This window comes from Streptomyces sp. NPDC107765 (genome assembly GCF_055657085.1).
On sequence record NZ_JBVKBL010000009.1, the window covers coordinates 162,542 to 179,121 of the forward strand.

A 16,580-nucleotide genomic window follows, 5' to 3' on the forward strand; every position below is an offset into this window, starting at 1 on the left:
CAGCATCACGGGCGGCATTCCGGTTCGTGGTCGAGGTCGAAGGTGAGCGAGCCCACTGCCGCCCGAGCACGCTCGGCGGCTTCCTCCGGCGTCGCGCCGAGCGCCCAGGCGAAGGCGAGCCGCGCGAGCGAACCGGTGAGATCGCCGACCTGCTCACCGACAGCGGCAACAGCGGCGACCTCCCTCACGCCCGGCATCCGCTGAGCGTCCTCGACGCCGTGGACTGCGGTGAGCACGCCCCGGCGGTCGGCGCATCGATATTGGATCGCGGCGAAGTCCGCGCGTTCGCCGCTCCGGTGACGTCTCATCGCCTCCTCGATCTCCGCGCTGATCGAGTGGCCGACCGCCTGACGAGCCCAGGCCTTCTGGATATCGATCCCCGTCGCGGCCGAGAGCATGTGGGGGATCCTGTCGCCGCCGTAGCGCAGATGGGTCTCGATGATCCGGACATCGTTCCCGGTGAGGATCACCTCGGTGTGGGTTGCGCCGTCCCGCACCTCAAGCGCGTCCAGCATCCGGCGAACGGTGTCGCCGATGGCCGCCGCCTCCGCTTCGGGAAGCGGAGCCGGCACCAGGTGCCCGACCTCGACGAAGCTGTCCTGGTCGATGGACTTTTGGGTGATCCCTGCCACGAAGTGCCGGCCTGCTTCGCTGATGCACTCGACGCTGAACTCCCGGCCCTGGTGGAAGGGCTCGACTATCAGCTCTTCCGCGTCCAGGCCTGAGGTTCCCTCCATACTCCATGTGAAGGCCTGGGGGACGTCCGCGGGCGACGCCAGTTTGCTGATGCCCCGGCTTCCGATACCTCCTGCGGGCTTGCACATGACGGGGTATCCGAGCTCCCCGGCGGCCTTGGCGAGCTCGTCCGCACCGACGATCTTCTTCGCGGGAGTGTCATCGACACCCGTCTCGCTCAGGCGGGCGCGCATGAGGTACTTATCGGTGACCCACTGAGCGGTTTGCTCGGAGTAGCACCTCAACCCCAGCTTCTCGGCGATGTAGCCGGTCTTGTCCGCATCGGACTCGGTGAAATTGACGATCGCGTCGATGCGGTCGTGCTCATGGATGGCCCTGGCGATGCCCAGCCATTCCTCCCGACCGGTCTCACGATCGAGGATCAGCAGACGGTGCAGGTCCTCCCTGTCCCAGACCTTGTTCTCAACCTCCTGCCGGCAGATCACGCTGATCCGCAGTCCGGGAGCGGCCTGTAAGCAGTTCCTCGGGACCTCGCGTGCTCCACCGATCATGAGGAGGTGTTCGGCAATCGCTGCCGTTTCCTCAGGCATCCGACCACTCCGTGTTCGCGTAGAACCAGTCGACACAGGTGCGAAGACGCTCTTCGACCTGGTCACTGGTCGCGCCGGAAACGAGGAAGGTCGCTATCTCGCCGTTGGTGTGCCGCATGGCCTGGTAGCGGCGTCCGGCAGGGGCGTGCGTGTAGTCCAGCACCCAGTCGAACGGAGTTGACTGGGGAACCTTGGTCAGGACCCCAGGTCGGGGAGAGATCGTCGTCTGCCCCGAGATCCGCTGTTGCAGGGCTTCCGTCGCCGGCCAGTCATGTGGTGCGAACCCGCAGAACGCACGGACCGCGGCCATCTTGAAATCGACCCCGAAACTGGCCCGGTTCTCCTCGAATATCGAGCCGCCACCGAGCCGCTGTGCGGCCTCGCCGAGGACGAGCGTGCCGTCCGGACGCTGCCAGAGCTCCACGTGGAAGAGCCCGTCGGGTCCGAAGGGAAGCACCTTCTCCAGAAGATTCCTGGTGAATCCGATGACTTCCCGGGAAAGGTCGCTGCGGGCGTCGAGCATCGTGCTGCCCATGAAGCCGCCGTGCAGGAAATCGATATGACTGCCGATGTACCGGGCCGCGCTCATGAAGCGGCAGACGCCCTGGGAGTAGTAGCCGTCGACACGTAGCTGGGTCCCGTCGACGAAGGCTTCGGCGAGCATGTCCGGCTCGCGGTCGATTCCGGCGAAGATTCCCGCACTCAGCAGGGAGTCCAGCTCCGCCTCCGAGTCCAGGATGAAGGTCTCGGCCGATCCCTTGCCCGAGATCGGCTTCAGCACGAACGGGAAGCCGACCACGTCGGCGAAGTCGAGCAGCTCGAAGGCGTTGCGGACCTTCCTGAACTCGGCCACCGGAACGCCTGCCGCAGATGCGCACTGCTTCATGAGGAACTTGTCCCGCAGGTAGACCGCGTCCTCAGGAGGGATACCCGTCAGCCCGTGTCGTTCGCGCAGCCATGCCGCTCGCAGGACGTCGGCCTCCGCCATGGGAATGATCCGCTTGAACCCGCCGTTCGCGAGCAGGTGGTCGGCCCGCTTACCGACCAGGTCGTTCATCGCATAATTCTGGAAGCACTCAATTTTCGGGAATGCGCCACCATAATGAGCCTCGATCCATTCCGGCGGATGGTCCTGGTCTGTGCCCGTCAATAAGTGGGCTGTGTTCTGGGTGGCGTCGGACCATTCCTGCGGTGTATTGCGGAGCAACACCTTGAGCGGCGACATGATTATGTTTTCCACGATGCCTCATCCTGCTCTGCTGAGTATATGTTTGGCTATTGCGTCCGCGTCATTGAAGAATTCATTCCAGGGGCCGGGCCTGCCGCTTCCGACGAAGGTGAACCAGCGAGTGTTCTCGGTCGGAATGCCGATCACGTGCAAGCCCTCGGACGACGAGCCGTCTCGTGCCACCGGATGGAAAGGGGAGCCTGTCGTCGCGACCCCGCCGGTTCTGAAGGCGGTCACTCCGTTGGGATTGACGTATTCCGTCAACACCCCCCGATCGCGGAGGTTGACCAGGAGGCGGGAGGTGTCCCGGGACAGATGCGTACCGGGAATCCTGGCATCGATGAGCACGTCGAGTTCCGTCTCGGAGCCGGTGACTGCCGACGATCCGATGGTGAACCGGCCGGTGGCTTCACCAACACCGAAGCGGGCACCCGGGCCGGCGATGCGCACGATCCCGGCTTCGAGAAGCGCGAGCAACTGATAGACGCGTTTCCTCGGCGGCCCCGAAGACAGCAGGGAGCTTCGGGGGCTGAACCATCCGAGGAAATCGTTCGCGTGTGATTGCGCGGTGAGCCCCGAAAAGTCCACCAGTCTACGTATCTCGCTGCGCGTATCTCTCAGGACGTCCAGCGCGGCCTTGAGCGGATCGAGCCGGTTCCCGGCCTCGGCGTGTTGGAGGTCCCTGCGCATGAACGCCAACACATGGTGCGTGAAGTTCTCGGGCGATTCGTAGGAGAGCCCGTCGAACGGGCGCGCCAGGGCGAAGAAGTCGACAGGTTCGGCGTGGACGCCGAAGGCCCGGGCGACGTCCCTGATCGTCAGGGCATCGATGGCTCCTTGCTCCCTGACCTCCTCGACGAAAGCAGCCTCTGAGGATGCGCCGGCCAGATCGCACACAAGCGTTGAGAAATACACCAGATGCATCTCAGCGAGCACCCACGGGGCGACGTCCGACCGGAAGTCCAGGGGGCGACCGGAAGACCTTTCAAGGATCTCGTCGGCCTTGAACAGAGTGGGCCGGTAGGAGTAGTCGGGCGCCTTCTGGTTCCGCCCCCGGGCGGGCAGCGGCAGCCCGCTGCGGGAGCCCGCGATGATCAGCGGCTCGTGACCGCTGGGCTGGTAGCTGTACTCGTTCTCCGCGACCTCCAGGAACTTTCCTTCACGTCCCTCGGTCAAAGAAAAGATCACGTCATAGGCCGAAAGGCCGAGCCCGATGACCCCGGTCGGCGCGCCGGCGGGAATTCATTCGAGGTTCATCTCCGCGGGGGAGTCGCTTCGGATGTACTGGATTCCCGGCTTTCGGGCGGCGAACTCCGCAAAGGCGAGCTCGGCCCCCTTAAGGCGAGGAAGGCCGTGCCCGGTTGCCAGGACGACGCTGTCGGCTTGGAGGATTCGTCCGCTGTCGAGGCGTACGTGGAAGACTCCGGCTTCCCGGCATAAGTCGACGACGCGGTCATGAATCCCTTCGAAGGAGACCTCCGGCGGCAGGGTCTTCTTCGTTACGTCCAGGACGAACCGCAGGTACCGGCCGTAAATCTTTCTGGGGGCGTATTCATTGCTTCCCACTTGCGGATCGCAAGACCGCCACCATTCTGCGAGCGACGGTCCCGCGCCTGGCCGGACCGGCCCGTTGTCCGCGGGACCGGAGAACATGGTCACCTCATCGGCGACGGTGTTCATCCGGTAGAGATCGTCCTGGTCGGTGCGCCAAATGCGGCCGCACCCGACTTCGGTCGAGTCGATCAGGTGGATGTCGATCCGGGAACGAGGGGAGGGGTTCTGAAGTCGCGCCACAATACGCTCAAGAACCGCAAGACCCCTCGGTCCTGATCCGACGATAGCGATCCGGTAGACGTGTGGTAAGCCGTTGACGTCGCTCACAGGGTCCCTCGCTGGGGTGGGGGAAAGTGTGGAACGTCAGGCGTTCCGTCCGAGCCGTATCGGACTTTATGCCGGAGTGATCATCCGGTAAATGGATTTACGAAAGGGAACGAATACCGGAGTGATCCACGGAGCGTGACCAAAACAAGGTGTGCCAGCGGGGCGGACGGCACGGAACATGTCATAAGGGACCGGGGAATCCGGACATTCGACCCTATGCATACACGCTGGGTGCGAATATCGCCTCGGCGTGATCTGCGTCTCACCGGCCCACCTCTCTCCGCATATGGTCCCTGACGGTCGAGGACGCTGAGCCTCTTGCGCCCGCGATGGCCGCCCTACGCCTCGAAGGACCGCCGCGCCGAGTAGATGTCAAGGGTGGTGGATCGGCAGTCCGTCAGGTGCCGCAGCGGTCTTTCGTTCCAGCAGTGTGACGGTGACGTCAGGTGCAATCCGACGCTTGCTGGTGGGAGTGAATCCGCGTCTCTGGTAGAGGGCGAGCGCGGGCTGGTTGTCGGTTCCGGTGGAGACCACGGTCACTTCTGCGGGTTCCATGGCATCGAGGCTGTTGAGCAGTGCTGTCGCGATGCCGCGGCGGTGTGCACGGGGATGGACCACGAGTCGGCAGATATCCAGGGTGCCGTCGTGCAGTCGGGTCCAGGACACGGCTCCGGCCAGCCCGGTCCCGTCCGTGACTCCGAGGAAGGACTCCGTGCAACTACGCAACTCCTGGAGGGTTTCGTGCAGCGGCGGGATGCCGTCGAATCCGATGAGGTCGGCCTCCACTGCGTAGGCAGCGCGCTGAAGTTGCCACAACTGCCGCAAGGTGCCTGGATCGGCCAGGTCCAGCCGATGGGGTTCGCTCAGTTGCCGGCAGGGTGCTGCGCTGGTGCTGCGATGGCTTGTCACGCGGCAATCGTTTCAGAACGCTCTTTCAGGAGGCCACGCTCGAAGCAGGCTTCGGCGCGGACGAGAGGGCTGTCCGTTCTCTGGGTCAGCGGACGACGTTGGCGGGTTCATGTGCGCCGGCCAAGCTCCGCAGCGCGTATCGGTGGGATGACCGATGTGCGGGGGAGGGGGGTGGGGTTCATAGTCCTCGGGAGATCGTTTGCGGGCGGCCGAGGTGCGCCCGGTTTTCGAAAGGACCCTTCTGTGGACACGTATGCGGACCTGGTGTTTCTCGGCGGGAAGGTGGTCACGGTCGATGCGGAGTTCTCCGTCGCCTCGGCCCTGGCGGTGACCGGCGGGGTCATCAGCGCCGTCGGCGGGCGGGACGACGTCGCGCCGCTCGTCGGGCCCGACACCCGCGTCATCGACCTGCGGGGAGCGACGCTGCTTCCCGGCATCAACGATTCCCATCTGCACGGATGCGCCTTCGGCATGGCCAGCCCGCCGCTCTCCCTCGACCTCGGCCATCCCGCCGTCTCCTCCCTCGCGGACGTGGCCGAGGCGGTACGGGAAGCCGTCGGTCGGGTACCGGGCGGGCAGTGGGTCACGGGGCACGGCTGGGACCCCGGATTCCTCGACGAGTGCGTCACCGATCCTTCGCGGCAGCCCTCGCGGCGCGATCTCGACGCCGTGAGCCCGGACCACCCTGTCGTCCTGTACTCGTTCTCCGGGCATGCCACCTGGGTCAATTCCAAGGCACTGGAGCTCATCGGGATCGATCGGCACACCGTTGCGCCGCCCGGTGGGGCCATCGTCGTGGACGAAACCGGGGAGCCGACCGGGCTGCTCCACGAGGGGGCCCAGACCCTCGTGCAGAACGCGCTGCCGCCGCTCAGCCGGCAGGAGCGGACCGACGCGATCAGATCCACCCTCGCCACGCTCGCCCGGCTCGGCGTGACCAGCTACACCGAGCCCGGGCTCGGCCCCGGCGGCGACGGCATCATGCGGGGCGCACTCGGCGCACAGACCCTCGACGTCTACCGCCAGCTGCTGGCCGACGGCGAACTGACCGCCCGCGTCGGCGTCTTGGTCCTGCCCACCGGAATGGCGAGCACCGCCGAGGAGTTCGCCCGCACCCTCACCGCACTCGACGACTCCGGTGACTCCGGCGACGTCGATCCGCGCCGCCTCGCGATCCACGGAGTCAAGATCTTCGCCGACGGCATCGTCCCCAACAAGACGGCCTGGATGCACGAGCCGTACGTCGGCGGCGGCTGTGGCTCTCTGTGCGTCGGCGGTGAGACCGACGCCGAGCGGATCGCGGAGATCGACGCCATGATCCGGCATGCGCACGCCGCCGGGCACCAACTCGGCGTCCACGTCACCGGCGACCGGGCCTGCGACTCCGTCGCGGACGCCTTCGCCGCCGCCGTGGCCGAGCACCCGCGGCCCGACGCCCGCCACTACATCATCCACGGCGACTTCCTCACCCCGCACAGCATGAAGGTGCTGGCCGCGCACGGCTTCGGTGCCAACATGAACCCCACCATCAAATGGACCGTCGCCGACATGGAGGAGGAGTTCGTCGGCGCCGAACGGGCCGCGTACGCATGGCCCTACCGCGATGCCATCGACGCCGGCGTGCGGGTCGCGAGCGGGTCCGACGCCCCCGTCACGTACCCGGACTGGCGCCAGGGCGTCGCCACCATGGTGCTGCGTGAGTCGAAGGCCGCCGGCCGGGTCAGCGGCCCCGAGCAGCGCATCGGCCTGGCCGAGGCGATCCGTACGTACACGATCGAGGCGGCCTGGCAGGACTTCGCCGACGACTGGAAGGGCTCCCTGGAGCCGGGCAAGGTCGCCGACCTGTGTGTGCTCGACGGGGACCTGCTCAGCGCCGACCCCCACGACATCCCGCGGATGCCCGTCGTCCTCACGGTCGTGGACGGGCAGGTCGTGCACGACGCCCGTCGCGATTGACCTGTTCCGGAGAAATGATCATCCTTGGGGGATGCCATTGGAGCGGAGCACGGCGGACATCCTGGACGCGGCCGTCCAGGTCCGTGCGGCCGCCAGGAACGCCACGAGCGGCGCGAGTGGCCTCGACACGGTCCTGACGGCGTTGTCGGAGGTGATGGAGTACGACCACGCCTCCCTGACCCGGTGGGATCCGCTGCACCGGCGCCACACCACCCTGGCCGGGAGCTACCCGGATGACGCCACGGCCTACATCGAGACCCGCCTCCACCACGACCCGGTCTTCCCCGTGCTCCGCAGTCCGGCCCGAGGTGGTCTCTGGCTCAGTGACGTCCCTCGGCAACTCCTGGCCACCTCCCCGGGCTTCCAGGAAGTGCTGCGTCCCCTCGGCATCGAGGGCGGCGTGGCCCAGTGCCTGTTCTCCGCCGACGGCCGGTACGTCGGCATGCTGAACGTCAGCACACGCCGACCGCGGCGCGCGCCCGATCCGGCGCGCGCCGTGGTCACCCTGCTCACCGAGGCCCTCGCCGCGGCCGTCGCCCGAGGAGGCCCGCCGTCCGAGGAGGCCACCGCGGCCGACCCCGCCGCGGACGCGCGCCGGCCTGGCGGGCTCTCGCCACGGGAGGTCCAGGTGCTGGCCGAGCTGACCACCGGCCGCACCAACAGGGAGATCGCCGAGCGGTTGTTCATCGCGCCGCGCACCGTAGCGACCCACATCGAGCACATCCTCGCCAAGCTGGACCTCTCCAACCGCGCGGCCGCCGCCGCCCGAGCCGTCGCCTGGGGCATCGAGCCCTCCCGCTGACGCGAGCCCTACGGGGCGAAACGCTTCACCAAGAGCATTGCCCATGGCTGCCTCCGATGCGGTCGGGGGCGACGGGCTCCCGCGGGGCTCTTGTCAGTCCGTCAAGCCTCACTCTGCTCGATGTGCAGATGGATCGGACCGCGGAGAACGGGGCTGCGTCGATACGGCGGTGGGTCGGTGACCAGCCGGGGCTGGTCGAGGCGGCGCACCAGCTCGGTCAGCGCGATCTGGGTTTCCCGCCGGGCCAGTGGGCCGCCGAAGCACAGGTGGATGCCGCTGCCGAACCCGAGGTGCTGGTTGTCACGCCGATCGGGGTCGAAGCGGTCGGGATCGTGGAAGCGGTGCGGATCGCGGCTGCCCGAGGCCAGCATGAGAATGATCCGCGAGCCCTTGGGGATGGTCGTACCGCCGACGGTGACCTCGCTGTATGCCGCCCGCCACGGGATGATGTGCACGGGGGGCTCGTAGCGCAGCAGTTCTTCCACCAGCGGCACGACCAGGCCCGGTTCGTTGCGGAGTTGCTGCAGTACCTGGGGATGGCGCAGCAGGGTCAGCATGCCGTTGGTGATGAGGTTGACGGTGGTCTCGTGGCCGGCGATCAGCAGCAGATTCGCGGTGCTGATGATTTCCTCGTCGGTCATCCGCCCGTCCGGCCCGTCATCGTTGACCAGCCGTGCCAACAGGTCCTCGCCAGGCCGGCCGTGGCGTTGCTCCACCAGCCCGCCGAGGTACTCCTGCAAGTCCTTGCGGGCCTGTACGCCGTTCTCCAGTTTCTCCTTCGGGTCGGTCTTAGGGTTGTAGTCGATCGAGTTGACGATGTCGTTCACCCACACGTGGAATCTCGGTTCGTCCTCGCGCGGCACGCCGAGCAGGTGGCAGATCACCGTGACGGGGAACGGGTAGGCGAAGTCGTCGACGATGTCGATCCGCTCCTTGCCCGCGAAGCCGTCGATCAGGCTGCTGACGATGGCGACCAGGTCGCCGTCCATGCCCGTCACCAGGCCCGGGGTGTGCGGGGGGCCGAAGTGGCGCATCGCCATACGCCGCAGGCGGTCGTGCTCGGGCGGGTCGAGGTTGATGAACGACGGCTTGCCGGGCCTCTCGAACGCCTCCATCGGGCGCGACAGGTTGCGGACGTCGGAACTCAGGTGCGGATCGTGCAGGACGTCCGTGAGCTCACGATAGGTGCTGATGACGTAGCTGCCGTCCTCCTGCAGAGCCACCGGCGTCTCGCGCAGTTCGGCGTACAGCGGGTACGGGTCGGCCCGGGAGGAATAGTCGAGGATTCGGCGCAGCAGGTCGGGCGTCTCGGTCGTGGTCATCTCGCTTCCCCTCCTGCTACCGGTACTGCGCGGACGTGACGCGCCGCTCACTCGGGTCATGGCCGGTGACGACCACGGTGGCGCCCTGGGCGAGCAGGGTCGGGCCGGGGAAGTCGACGGCCACCGGTTTCCTGTCGGCGGGCTGGTCGGGCGTGGGGCAGGGCGGCGGGAAGGGTGCGGCCGTCTCGATCAGCTGCCGGTAGTGGTCCAGCCACTTCGCGTTGTTGAAGCTGACCGCAGCGGTGACGCGGCCCCGGTAGCCGTATGCGGCGACGAAGCGGTGGTCGGCCACCGATCCCTGGGAGACGATCACCTCGTCGGCGTAGGTCGGCACGCCGACGGTCTTGATGTTGACGCCGAACTGGATCGACCAGAACACCGGAATGGACAGGTGGGGCCAGCGGTCCGCCTGGGAGCTCACCATGTTGTGCGCCGCGACCTCGGCCTGCTCCACGGCGTTGGCCCAGTGCTCCAGCGAGATGAGCCGATACTCGTAGATCGGGTTCGGGCAGCGTGCCACGTCCCCGGCGACGAAGATGTCGTCGGTGATCAGGCCGTTGAGGTCGAGGGCACGGCAGCCCGTGTCGCAGGCGATTCCCCAGACCCCCGCCGCCAGTCCCGACCCGCGCAGCCACTCGGTGTTGCGGATGCCCCCCAGCGCCACCACTGCCACGTCGGCGTCGATCGTGGAGCCGTCGTCGAAGTGGGCCCGGCAGAACCGCCCTTGCGCGTCGCCCTCCAGCCGCGTGACCTTGACACCGCAGCGCAGGTCGACCCCGTGCGCGCGCTGCATGTCCGCCGCGACCTCACCGATCATGGCGCCCAGCGCGCCGACCAGCGGGGCCGCCGCGAGTTCGGCGACGGTCACCGGGATGTCCCGCTCGCGGCAGATGGAGGCGATTTCGGAGCCGGTGAATCCCGCACCGATGACGAGGACGCGGGAGGGCCCGGCGGCGAGGGCTCGCTGCAGGCCCTCGGCGTGCTCGCGGGTCCGCAGGACGAACACTCCGTCCAGGGCCGCCTCGCTCTCGACGAACCACGGCCGGGCCCGCACCCCGGTAGCGATCAGCACCCGGTCGAAGGGAACCTCGCGGCCGTCGGCGAGCCGCACGTGGTTGGTCGCCAGGTCGAGCCCCGCGGCGGGCACGCCCAGCAACCACTCAGCATCGATGTCACGGCGGCGCGGCAGCTTGGTGCCGTCGGCCGGCACCCACCCGGACAGAACCTGCTTGGACAGGGGAGGCCGGTCGTAGGGCTCGGCCGACTCGTCACCGACCATGGTCAACGATCCGGTGAAACCCTCGCCGCGCAGAGCCTCCGCGGCCCGCAGTCCCGCCAGTGACGCCCCGACGATCACGATGCGGCCCTCGCGCTTGAACGCCCGCAGGTTGTCGGCGCTGGTCATGACGGCGATGCCTCCGCCGATGCGTCCCGACTCCCCGCCGGTGCGCCCCCACTCTCCGCCGGTGCGTCCCGTCCCTCCAGCTGATCAACCAGAATCGCCTGGACCGGGCAGGCCGCCGCGGCACGCAGCACCTGGTCACGCCGGGCGTCGTCGGGGTTCGGGTCGTACATCAGCGCTTCTTCGCCGTGCATCCGGAACGCGTCCGGAGCCAGAAAGGCGCACTGCGCATACCCTTCACATCGGGAAAGATCAACGACAACTCTCATCCCCGGCCTCCGCTGCAGAACTGCGGGCCCCGAAGCCGGCGCCACTTTGACGCTTAAGCGCCTGACAGACTTCGCGAGAAGACGTGGCCGTGGCCCCGCCGCTGCGAACTGTGAGGGGGTGCACGGCGCTCGCCGCTCGGCGCTCGTAGGGTCTCCGCAGCCAAAAATTGATCGTCGCCGTAAGGCGAGTGGCGTCCGCAAAACCGCCTAGAGGAACTCACGTTCCTCCCAAAAGGCTATCCCGCGCCCACACCGCCCGCACCCGGGAAAGGGGCGTCTTGCCGTTCGGTAGCCGGCTCGCAGATCCCGCCCTTCTGCGTTCCACCGCGGAATAATGGATTTCCAGCCGCGGAGATTGCCGAGCAGTTCCTGGAGGGCTTCCAGCCGCCATTGGTCATACGGTCCGCGGGCGCTGCGGCGTCGCTCCGCCTGCTCCAATTCCTGCGCGTCGCCTGTTCCCGGCTTGGCGCCGCGTTCCTGGCGTGCCGCCGCGTTCCCGGCTTGGCGCCGCGTTCCAGGCATGGCGCCGCTCGCTGTGTCTGGCACTGGAGGTAACCCACGATGGCAACGAACGACGGCAACGAACATCATGGAGCCCACGGGAAGCGCGGCAGTCAGCAACTCCACGGCGGCATTGCGCCGAGAACGGTGCTCCACTGGCCAGCCCGCGGCATCGACACACGGCTGCTGCCCGAGGTCCGGCGTCGCGGACCTCGGGCAGCATGTCACCAGACCCGGCGAAGGTTTCCGGTCACCGCACCAGGGGCTGCCCGATGGTGGATCGGGTGACGGGCCTAGCTCCCGGCCGCGGCAGTGGTGGCAACGATGACCGCGGCCATGGCCGCCTGCATGTCACGGATCGCCGCGCGAACGCTCTCGGCGGCCCACTGGCCGGACGCGACCTCCGCCATCCGGTCGGCCACCTGCTTACGCGGCACATCGGGGAACGCCAGGCGGTGCAGCTTGGCAGCGTGGATCAGGGCGATGAGGCCCGCCGTGCGCTCGTCCGGGGCGGCGCCGTCCAGGACGACGGCCTGGAGCCGTTGGCGCAGCTCCTTCTCAGGCGCGCCGTCGGCCTCGGGGTAGCGGCGCGTGGTGAACAGACCGAGGGCCCTGTGCTGCTGCTCGACGACCACTCCGCGCGCACACAGGCTTTCCACAGCCGCGTTCCCGGCTTTGCCCCGGTCCTTCGTCAACCACTCCGTCACCCGGCGCTTTTCGCGGTCGCCCAGCCAGGCGTCGAGCAGCGCCAGTCGGTCATCGAGCAATTGCTCACCGGTCGGCGTCCTGTCTGCAAGTTTGAGGTACTTGCCCTCAACGGATGCCCTCCCGGCGAGGACCAGTTCCAGCAGGATCCCACCCGCGACGGCCCAGCCCGCCGCCTGCCGTTGCTCCGGCACCCCGGACTCCTCGTCCAGGGAGAGCAGCATGATCTCCTCGGCCAGCGTGATGGCCATCCGCGGTCCCCCGATACGTCTCGTGGTCATTTTCAGTCAGCCAGTGAGACGCCCAGGTTGACCAGGCGGTTGCTATGGACGCCCGTCTCGTCGCCTGCACTCACCGGGCCGGCGCTCATGCCGCATCAGGCAACGTATGTCTGGATGTTGAGTGGTGGTCAGGCCGGCACTCCGGCTTTCGATTGCGTATCACCTCATCTGGCCAAGCGTGAAGGACCGGGGCGTGCCAATGGCGGTTCGCGCGGCAGTCGTTCCAGATTGCCACCGCAGTACGGAAGGGTTGCGCGCTCCGGGCCAAGCGGGCGGCAGCTTCGTCTGAACGGCAGCGACCACCGCAGCCACGGCGAGCAGGACGGCGCCATCGCTGCCTGCGGTTTGATTGCGGGACGTGAGTGAGACGTTACCGGAACGTCAGTGGCCCCGGGAAAAGTGGTGTTCACACCGCGGGAACAGCCAACGAAGACTCCCGCACGAAACAGGGGGAACCCGAGCATGCGTACTTCCCGGATTCGTACCGCCACCCTGGCCGCCGTCACCGCCGCGTTGGCGCTGGGCCTGACCGCTTGCGGCGGCGCCGACGGCAGTTCGAAGGCGGCGGGCGGCGAGACCGCCGCTGGTACGGCGCAGAGCCGGTCCGCGTCCAATGGGGATGGCAAGGGCGGCGCGGAGCAGGCCAACAGCGGCGGTGACACCAAGCAGGGCGCGCGCTCGAAGACCGCCCCGGGCGGGACGGGCGAGAACGCGGGCAAGGGCACAACGGCCGGCGCCCAGCAGTGCCGCGGCGACGAGTTGCTTCTCACCGCGGTGCACCGGTTCGCCGGGCAGCAGGGCGACCACCTGCTGGTCACCGCGTCGAACGCGGGCACCAAGCCGTGCTGGGTCACCTCGTACCCGGCCGTGAAGCTCGACGGCGAAGGCGCCGCACTGCCGCACTCGAAGAAGGACAACCCCGGCGGCGACAAGCACATCACGCTCCAGCCCGGCGGCACGGCATACAGCGCGGTGAACCTCTTCGACTACGGCTCGAAGAACCACACGGCGCAGTCCTTCGCCCTCGCGCTGCGCGGCGCGGACGGTCACGTCGGCCCCTTCTACTCCGTCGACCTCAAGGGCGAGAAGCCGCAGTTCAGCTGGAACGAGGCCGACGTGCTGAACTGGAACACCAAGAAGCCGTACGACTTCTGACGGCTCGTCGGCCAGTGGGCGTGTCAGTTCGGGACGGCGCCGCACCGCGCGTCCCGAACCCCGCCGGCACGGCTTCGATGTGCTGGCGATCGTGTCCGGCTGGGTTGGACGTGAGAGGGGGACGCCGATGACGCTTGGTTGGGCGCGGGCTGCGGGAATCGGTGGGGTGTGTCACGGGAGGCGGCTGAGTCGCAGTTCCTTGGCACTTCTTCAGTTCCCTGACTGTGGTGAGGTGGCGTGGCCTCCACCCCTCAACGCCCCAACCCCTCAACGCCCCAACGTTCCAACGCCCCAGCGCCCACCTGGGGCTTTCGGTGGTAGCGGTCCGGTCCTCGGCCGCGCGTCACTTTGACATGCTGGCTTCGATGCCGTCGAGCAGGAAGTCGAGGCCGGTCCGGAAGGTGTGGTCGGCGTCCAGGTGGGCGGCATCGCGTACCACCCTGGCCAGCGCGGGGAAGCGGCCGGTGGCGAAGGTCCGCTCCAGATATGGCCCGAGGGAGGCCTGCCAGCGCTTCTCGTCCATCCCGGTGGCCCGCTCGGCACGCCGCTCGGCGATCTCCCGACGCACCGCGCCGATCACGTACGCGTCGACCGCGGTGACCACCGGCATGATGGCGTCCACATCGACGCCGCCCAGCGCGGCCACCACGGCCTCCCCCCCGGCCAGCGCGTGCGGCCCGAGCTGCGGTCGCCCGCCGAGCAGATCGGCAAGCCATTCGTGCTTGTGAGCGGCCTGCCGGGTGGTTTCGGCGAGAGACCGAAGCACCTCCCGCCAGTCGTCTCCGACCGGCCGGATCTCGGCGTGGACCGCGTCGACCATCAGGTCGAGCAACTCCTCCTTGCTGGCGATGTAGCTGTACAGCCGCATCGGCCCGACGCCCAGTGCGGTGGCGACCTTGCGTAGCGACACCGCCTCCAGGCCGTCCGCGTCGGCCAACCGGATCGCCGCTCGCACGATCCGCTCTCGGTTCAGCGGGGCCGGGACGGGTCGATTCGGTGGCTCCGGCCTCTCCCATACCAACATGCCGCCCACGATACATCGCATCGGGCGATACAGTGTATCGACCAGTACGGCGTATTGAAGGGGAGGCACCAATGACCATCGCCATCGTCGGAGCCGGGCTCGGCGGCCTGGCTCTCGCCCGTGTACTGCACGTGAACGGCATGGATTCCGTCGTGTATGAACGTGAAGCGTCACGCGGTGCGCGCGGTCAGGGCGGCATGCTCGACATCCACTCCGGCCAGCGGGCGTTGCGCGAGGCCGGCCTGATCGACCAGTTCTACGCGATTGCCCGTGGTGAAGGGCAGGACATGCGTCTTCTGGAGCCGGACGGCACCCTGCTGCTCCAGGAGGACACGCCCGACGACGCCCCGCTTGAGCGACCCGAGGTCGACCGTGCCGATCTGCGCAACCTGCTGCTGGATTCCCTCCCCGAAGACGTGGTGCGCTGGGGGCACGCGTTCACATTCGCCGACAACGGCCTGCTGCACTTCGCCGACGGCAGCAGCGCGACGTATGACTTGCTGGTCGGCGCCGACGGCGCGAACTCCCGGGTCCGCCCGCTGCTCACCGACGCCCGCCCAGCGCACACCGGCCACAACGTCGTCGAGGTCGGCATTCCCGACATCGACCGCACGCACCCCGACCTCGCGGCGATGGTCGGGCGCGGCACCTACTGGGTGCTCGGCAACGGACTGTCCCTGGCGGCGCAGCGCAATGGCGACGGCCGCGTGCGCATCGGCCTCAGCTTCTACAACACCGCCGAGGACTGGTTCGCTACCAGTGGGATCCCGTTCGACGATCCGGCCGCCGCCCGGGCGCGGCTGATCGACCTGCTCCCCGGCTGGGACTCACGGTTCACCGCGCTGATAGCGGCCTGCGACGACACGGTCGTGCCGCGGTCGATCACCACTCTCCCGGTCGGCCTGACGTGGCCGTCGACGCCAGGCGTCACGCTGCTCGGCGATGCCGCGCACCTGATGCCGCCGGTGGGAGAGGGCGCCAACATGGCGTTGCTCGACGGCGCCCTGCTGGGTCTCGCGCTGGCCGCGCACCCGGACGACTTTCCCGCCGCCGTCAAAGAATACGAACGCGAGATGTTCGAACGCACCAGTGCCGCCGCCCGGATGTCCGCAGACTTGCAGGAATTGCTGACGTCGCCGGACGCCGCCCAGAAAATGCTCGCATTCTTCCAACCTGGCTGAATGCAGGCCGGATAAGACCAGGCAACCGGCCGCCGCGATCGTGACTTCCGGCGCTATCTCCACTCATGTTCGCCCGGTGTTCTCACACCACCTGGCTTTCGCGGAAGTCGCGTTGGCGGGAGAGGAAGAAGCGCCGGCAGAAGGGGTCCTGGACACAAGCGCCATTGCGTGCGTGTGGTGATGCGTACCGAGTCGGCAGGTGTTTGCTGGTCCCTGCCCCTGGGGAGCTCGGGACCGGATACGGTTCGAAACGAAGCGGGACGGCGCCCGGTTGGCCGCGCCCGCTGTGCGCCGGCCGGGCGTCAGGGTCAGTCATCAGGGGGTATCGACGTGCCGCAGGAACCATGGGCCGAGCTGGGGGAGACCGTCAGCGCGATTCGTGCCGAGTTGCAGAGCGCCATGGAAGCGGGCAGGGAGGAGTCCCTGAAATTCAGGACCGGGCCGGTGGAGCTCGAGTTCAGCGTGGAGGTCAAGAAGGACGGCGGGGCCAAGGCCAAGGTCTTCGTTCTTCCCTGGACCGTTGAGGCCCATGGTGCGGCGAGCGTGGGCCGCACCCACCGGGTCAAGCTCACCCTGCAGCCGGTCGACGACGACAACAACGATCTGAGGATCTCCGCCGACTCTCCGCAGCGTCCGAAATAGCCGCAAACGATCAGCGTGGAGAACAGCTCGTCGGGT

At 67.9% G+C, this 16,580-nt stretch carries 15 protein-coding genes; 5 read left to right on the forward strand and 10 right to left on the reverse strand.

The window, feature by feature from the left end; translation table 11 throughout:
• Nucleotides 1–5: 5 nt before the first annotated feature.
• From ACZ7MX_RS22890 to ACZ7MX_RS22910, 5 genes are all read right to left on the reverse strand, one after another.
• Complete coding sequence (locus ACZ7MX_RS22890) at nucleotides 6–1,286, reverse strand: ATP-grasp domain-containing protein (RefSeq protein WP_472134841.1); 1,281 nt, start codon at nucleotides 1,284–1,286, stop codon at nucleotides 6–8.
• Complete coding sequence (locus ACZ7MX_RS22895) at nucleotides 1,279–2,511, reverse strand: ATP-grasp domain-containing protein (RefSeq protein WP_472134843.1); 1,233 nt, start codon at nucleotides 2,509–2,511, stop codon at nucleotides 1,279–1,281. The genes ACZ7MX_RS22890 and ACZ7MX_RS22895 overlap by 8 nt, the downstream gene beginning before the upstream one ends.
• A gap of 21 nt (nucleotides 2,512–2,532) precedes the next feature.
• Nucleotides 2,533–3,702, reverse strand: a complete 1,170-nt coding sequence (locus ACZ7MX_RS22900; protein WP_472134845.1) for an FAD/NAD(P)-binding protein — start codon at nucleotides 3,700–3,702, stop codon at nucleotides 2,533–2,535.
• A gap of 54 nt (nucleotides 3,703–3,756) precedes the next feature.
• A complete protein-coding gene (locus tag ACZ7MX_RS22905; protein WP_472134847.1) occupies nucleotides 3,757–4,395 on the reverse strand; it encodes an FAD/NAD(P)-binding protein in 639 nt (212 codons plus the stop codon).
• Nucleotides 4,396–4,767: 372 nt separating this feature from the next.
• On the reverse strand, nucleotides 4,768–5,304 hold the full coding sequence (locus tag ACZ7MX_RS22910) for a GNAT family N-acetyltransferase (protein WP_472134849.1): 537 nt from the start codon (nucleotides 5,302–5,304) through the stop codon (nucleotides 4,768–4,770).
• Between the two features lie 243 nt (nucleotides 5,305–5,547).
• On the opposite strand from ACZ7MX_RS22910, the gene ACZ7MX_RS22915 reads away from it, so the two are divergent.
• Nucleotides 5,548–7,260: an amidohydrolase gene (locus ACZ7MX_RS22915; protein ID WP_472134851.1), complete on the forward strand. Its 1,713-nt coding sequence runs from the start codon at nucleotides 5,548–5,550 to the stop codon at nucleotides 7,258–7,260.
• A 31-nt stretch (nucleotides 7,261–7,291) separates the two neighbouring features.
• Complete coding sequence (locus ACZ7MX_RS22920) at nucleotides 7,292–8,062, forward strand: helix-turn-helix transcriptional regulator (RefSeq protein ID WP_472134853.1); 771 nt, start codon at nucleotides 7,292–7,294, stop codon at nucleotides 8,060–8,062.
• A gap of 101 nt (nucleotides 8,063–8,163) precedes the next feature.
• On the opposite strand, the gene ACZ7MX_RS22925 is transcribed toward ACZ7MX_RS22920, so the two are convergent.
• The 4 genes from ACZ7MX_RS22925 to ACZ7MX_RS22940 form a co-directional block, all read right to left on the reverse strand.
• The gene (locus ACZ7MX_RS22925) at nucleotides 8,164–9,384 is read right to left on the reverse strand and encodes a cytochrome P450 (RefSeq protein WP_472134855.1); all 1,221 of its coding nucleotides are present in this window, start codon (nucleotides 9,382–9,384) and stop codon (nucleotides 8,164–8,166) included.
• A gap of 16 nt (nucleotides 9,385–9,400) precedes the next feature.
• Nucleotides 9,401–10,789 (reverse strand): NAD(P)/FAD-dependent oxidoreductase, encoded by a 1,389-nt coding sequence (locus tag ACZ7MX_RS22930; RefSeq protein ID WP_472134857.1) that lies wholly within the window; start codon nucleotides 10,787–10,789, stop codon nucleotides 9,401–9,403.
• The gene (locus ACZ7MX_RS22935) at nucleotides 10,786–11,055 is read right to left on the reverse strand and encodes a ferredoxin (protein WP_472134859.1); all 270 of its coding nucleotides are present in this window, start codon (nucleotides 11,053–11,055) and stop codon (nucleotides 10,786–10,788) included. Before ACZ7MX_RS22935 ends, ACZ7MX_RS22930 begins: the two co-directional genes overlap by 4 nt.
• A 794-nt stretch (nucleotides 11,056–11,849) precedes the next feature.
• The gene (locus ACZ7MX_RS22940; RefSeq protein ID WP_472134861.1) at nucleotides 11,850–12,512 is read right to left on the reverse strand and encodes a GOLPH3/VPS74 family protein; all 663 of its coding nucleotides are present in this window, start codon (nucleotides 12,510–12,512) and stop codon (nucleotides 11,850–11,852) included.
• Between the two features lie 492 nt (nucleotides 12,513–13,004).
• Between ACZ7MX_RS22940 and ACZ7MX_RS22945 the strand changes: the two genes are divergently transcribed.
• On the forward strand, nucleotides 13,005–13,697 hold the full coding sequence (locus tag ACZ7MX_RS22945) for a DUF4232 domain-containing protein (RefSeq protein ID WP_472134863.1): 693 nt from the start codon (nucleotides 13,005–13,007) through the stop codon (nucleotides 13,695–13,697).
• 343 nt (nucleotides 13,698–14,040) lie between these two features.
• Here the strand turns inward: ACZ7MX_RS22945 and ACZ7MX_RS22950 are convergent, their stop codons facing one another.
• Nucleotides 14,041–14,721, reverse strand: coding sequence for a TetR/AcrR family transcriptional regulator (locus tag ACZ7MX_RS22950; protein WP_472134864.1), 681 nt, complete (start codon nucleotides 14,719–14,721; stop codon nucleotides 14,041–14,043).
• Between the two features lie 71 nt (nucleotides 14,722–14,792).
• Here ACZ7MX_RS22950 and ACZ7MX_RS22955 point away from each other — a divergent pair, with 71 nt between their 5' ends.
• Nucleotides 14,793–15,902, forward strand: coding sequence for an FAD-dependent oxidoreductase (locus tag ACZ7MX_RS22955; RefSeq protein WP_472134866.1), 1,110 nt, complete (start codon nucleotides 14,793–14,795; stop codon nucleotides 15,900–15,902).
• A 330-nt stretch (nucleotides 15,903–16,232) separates the two neighbouring features.
• Nucleotides 16,233–16,544, forward strand: a complete 312-nt coding sequence (locus ACZ7MX_RS22960; RefSeq protein WP_472134868.1) for a trypco2 family protein — start codon at nucleotides 16,233–16,235, stop codon at nucleotides 16,542–16,544.
• The last annotated feature ends 36 nt before the right edge of the window (nucleotides 16,545–16,580 follow it).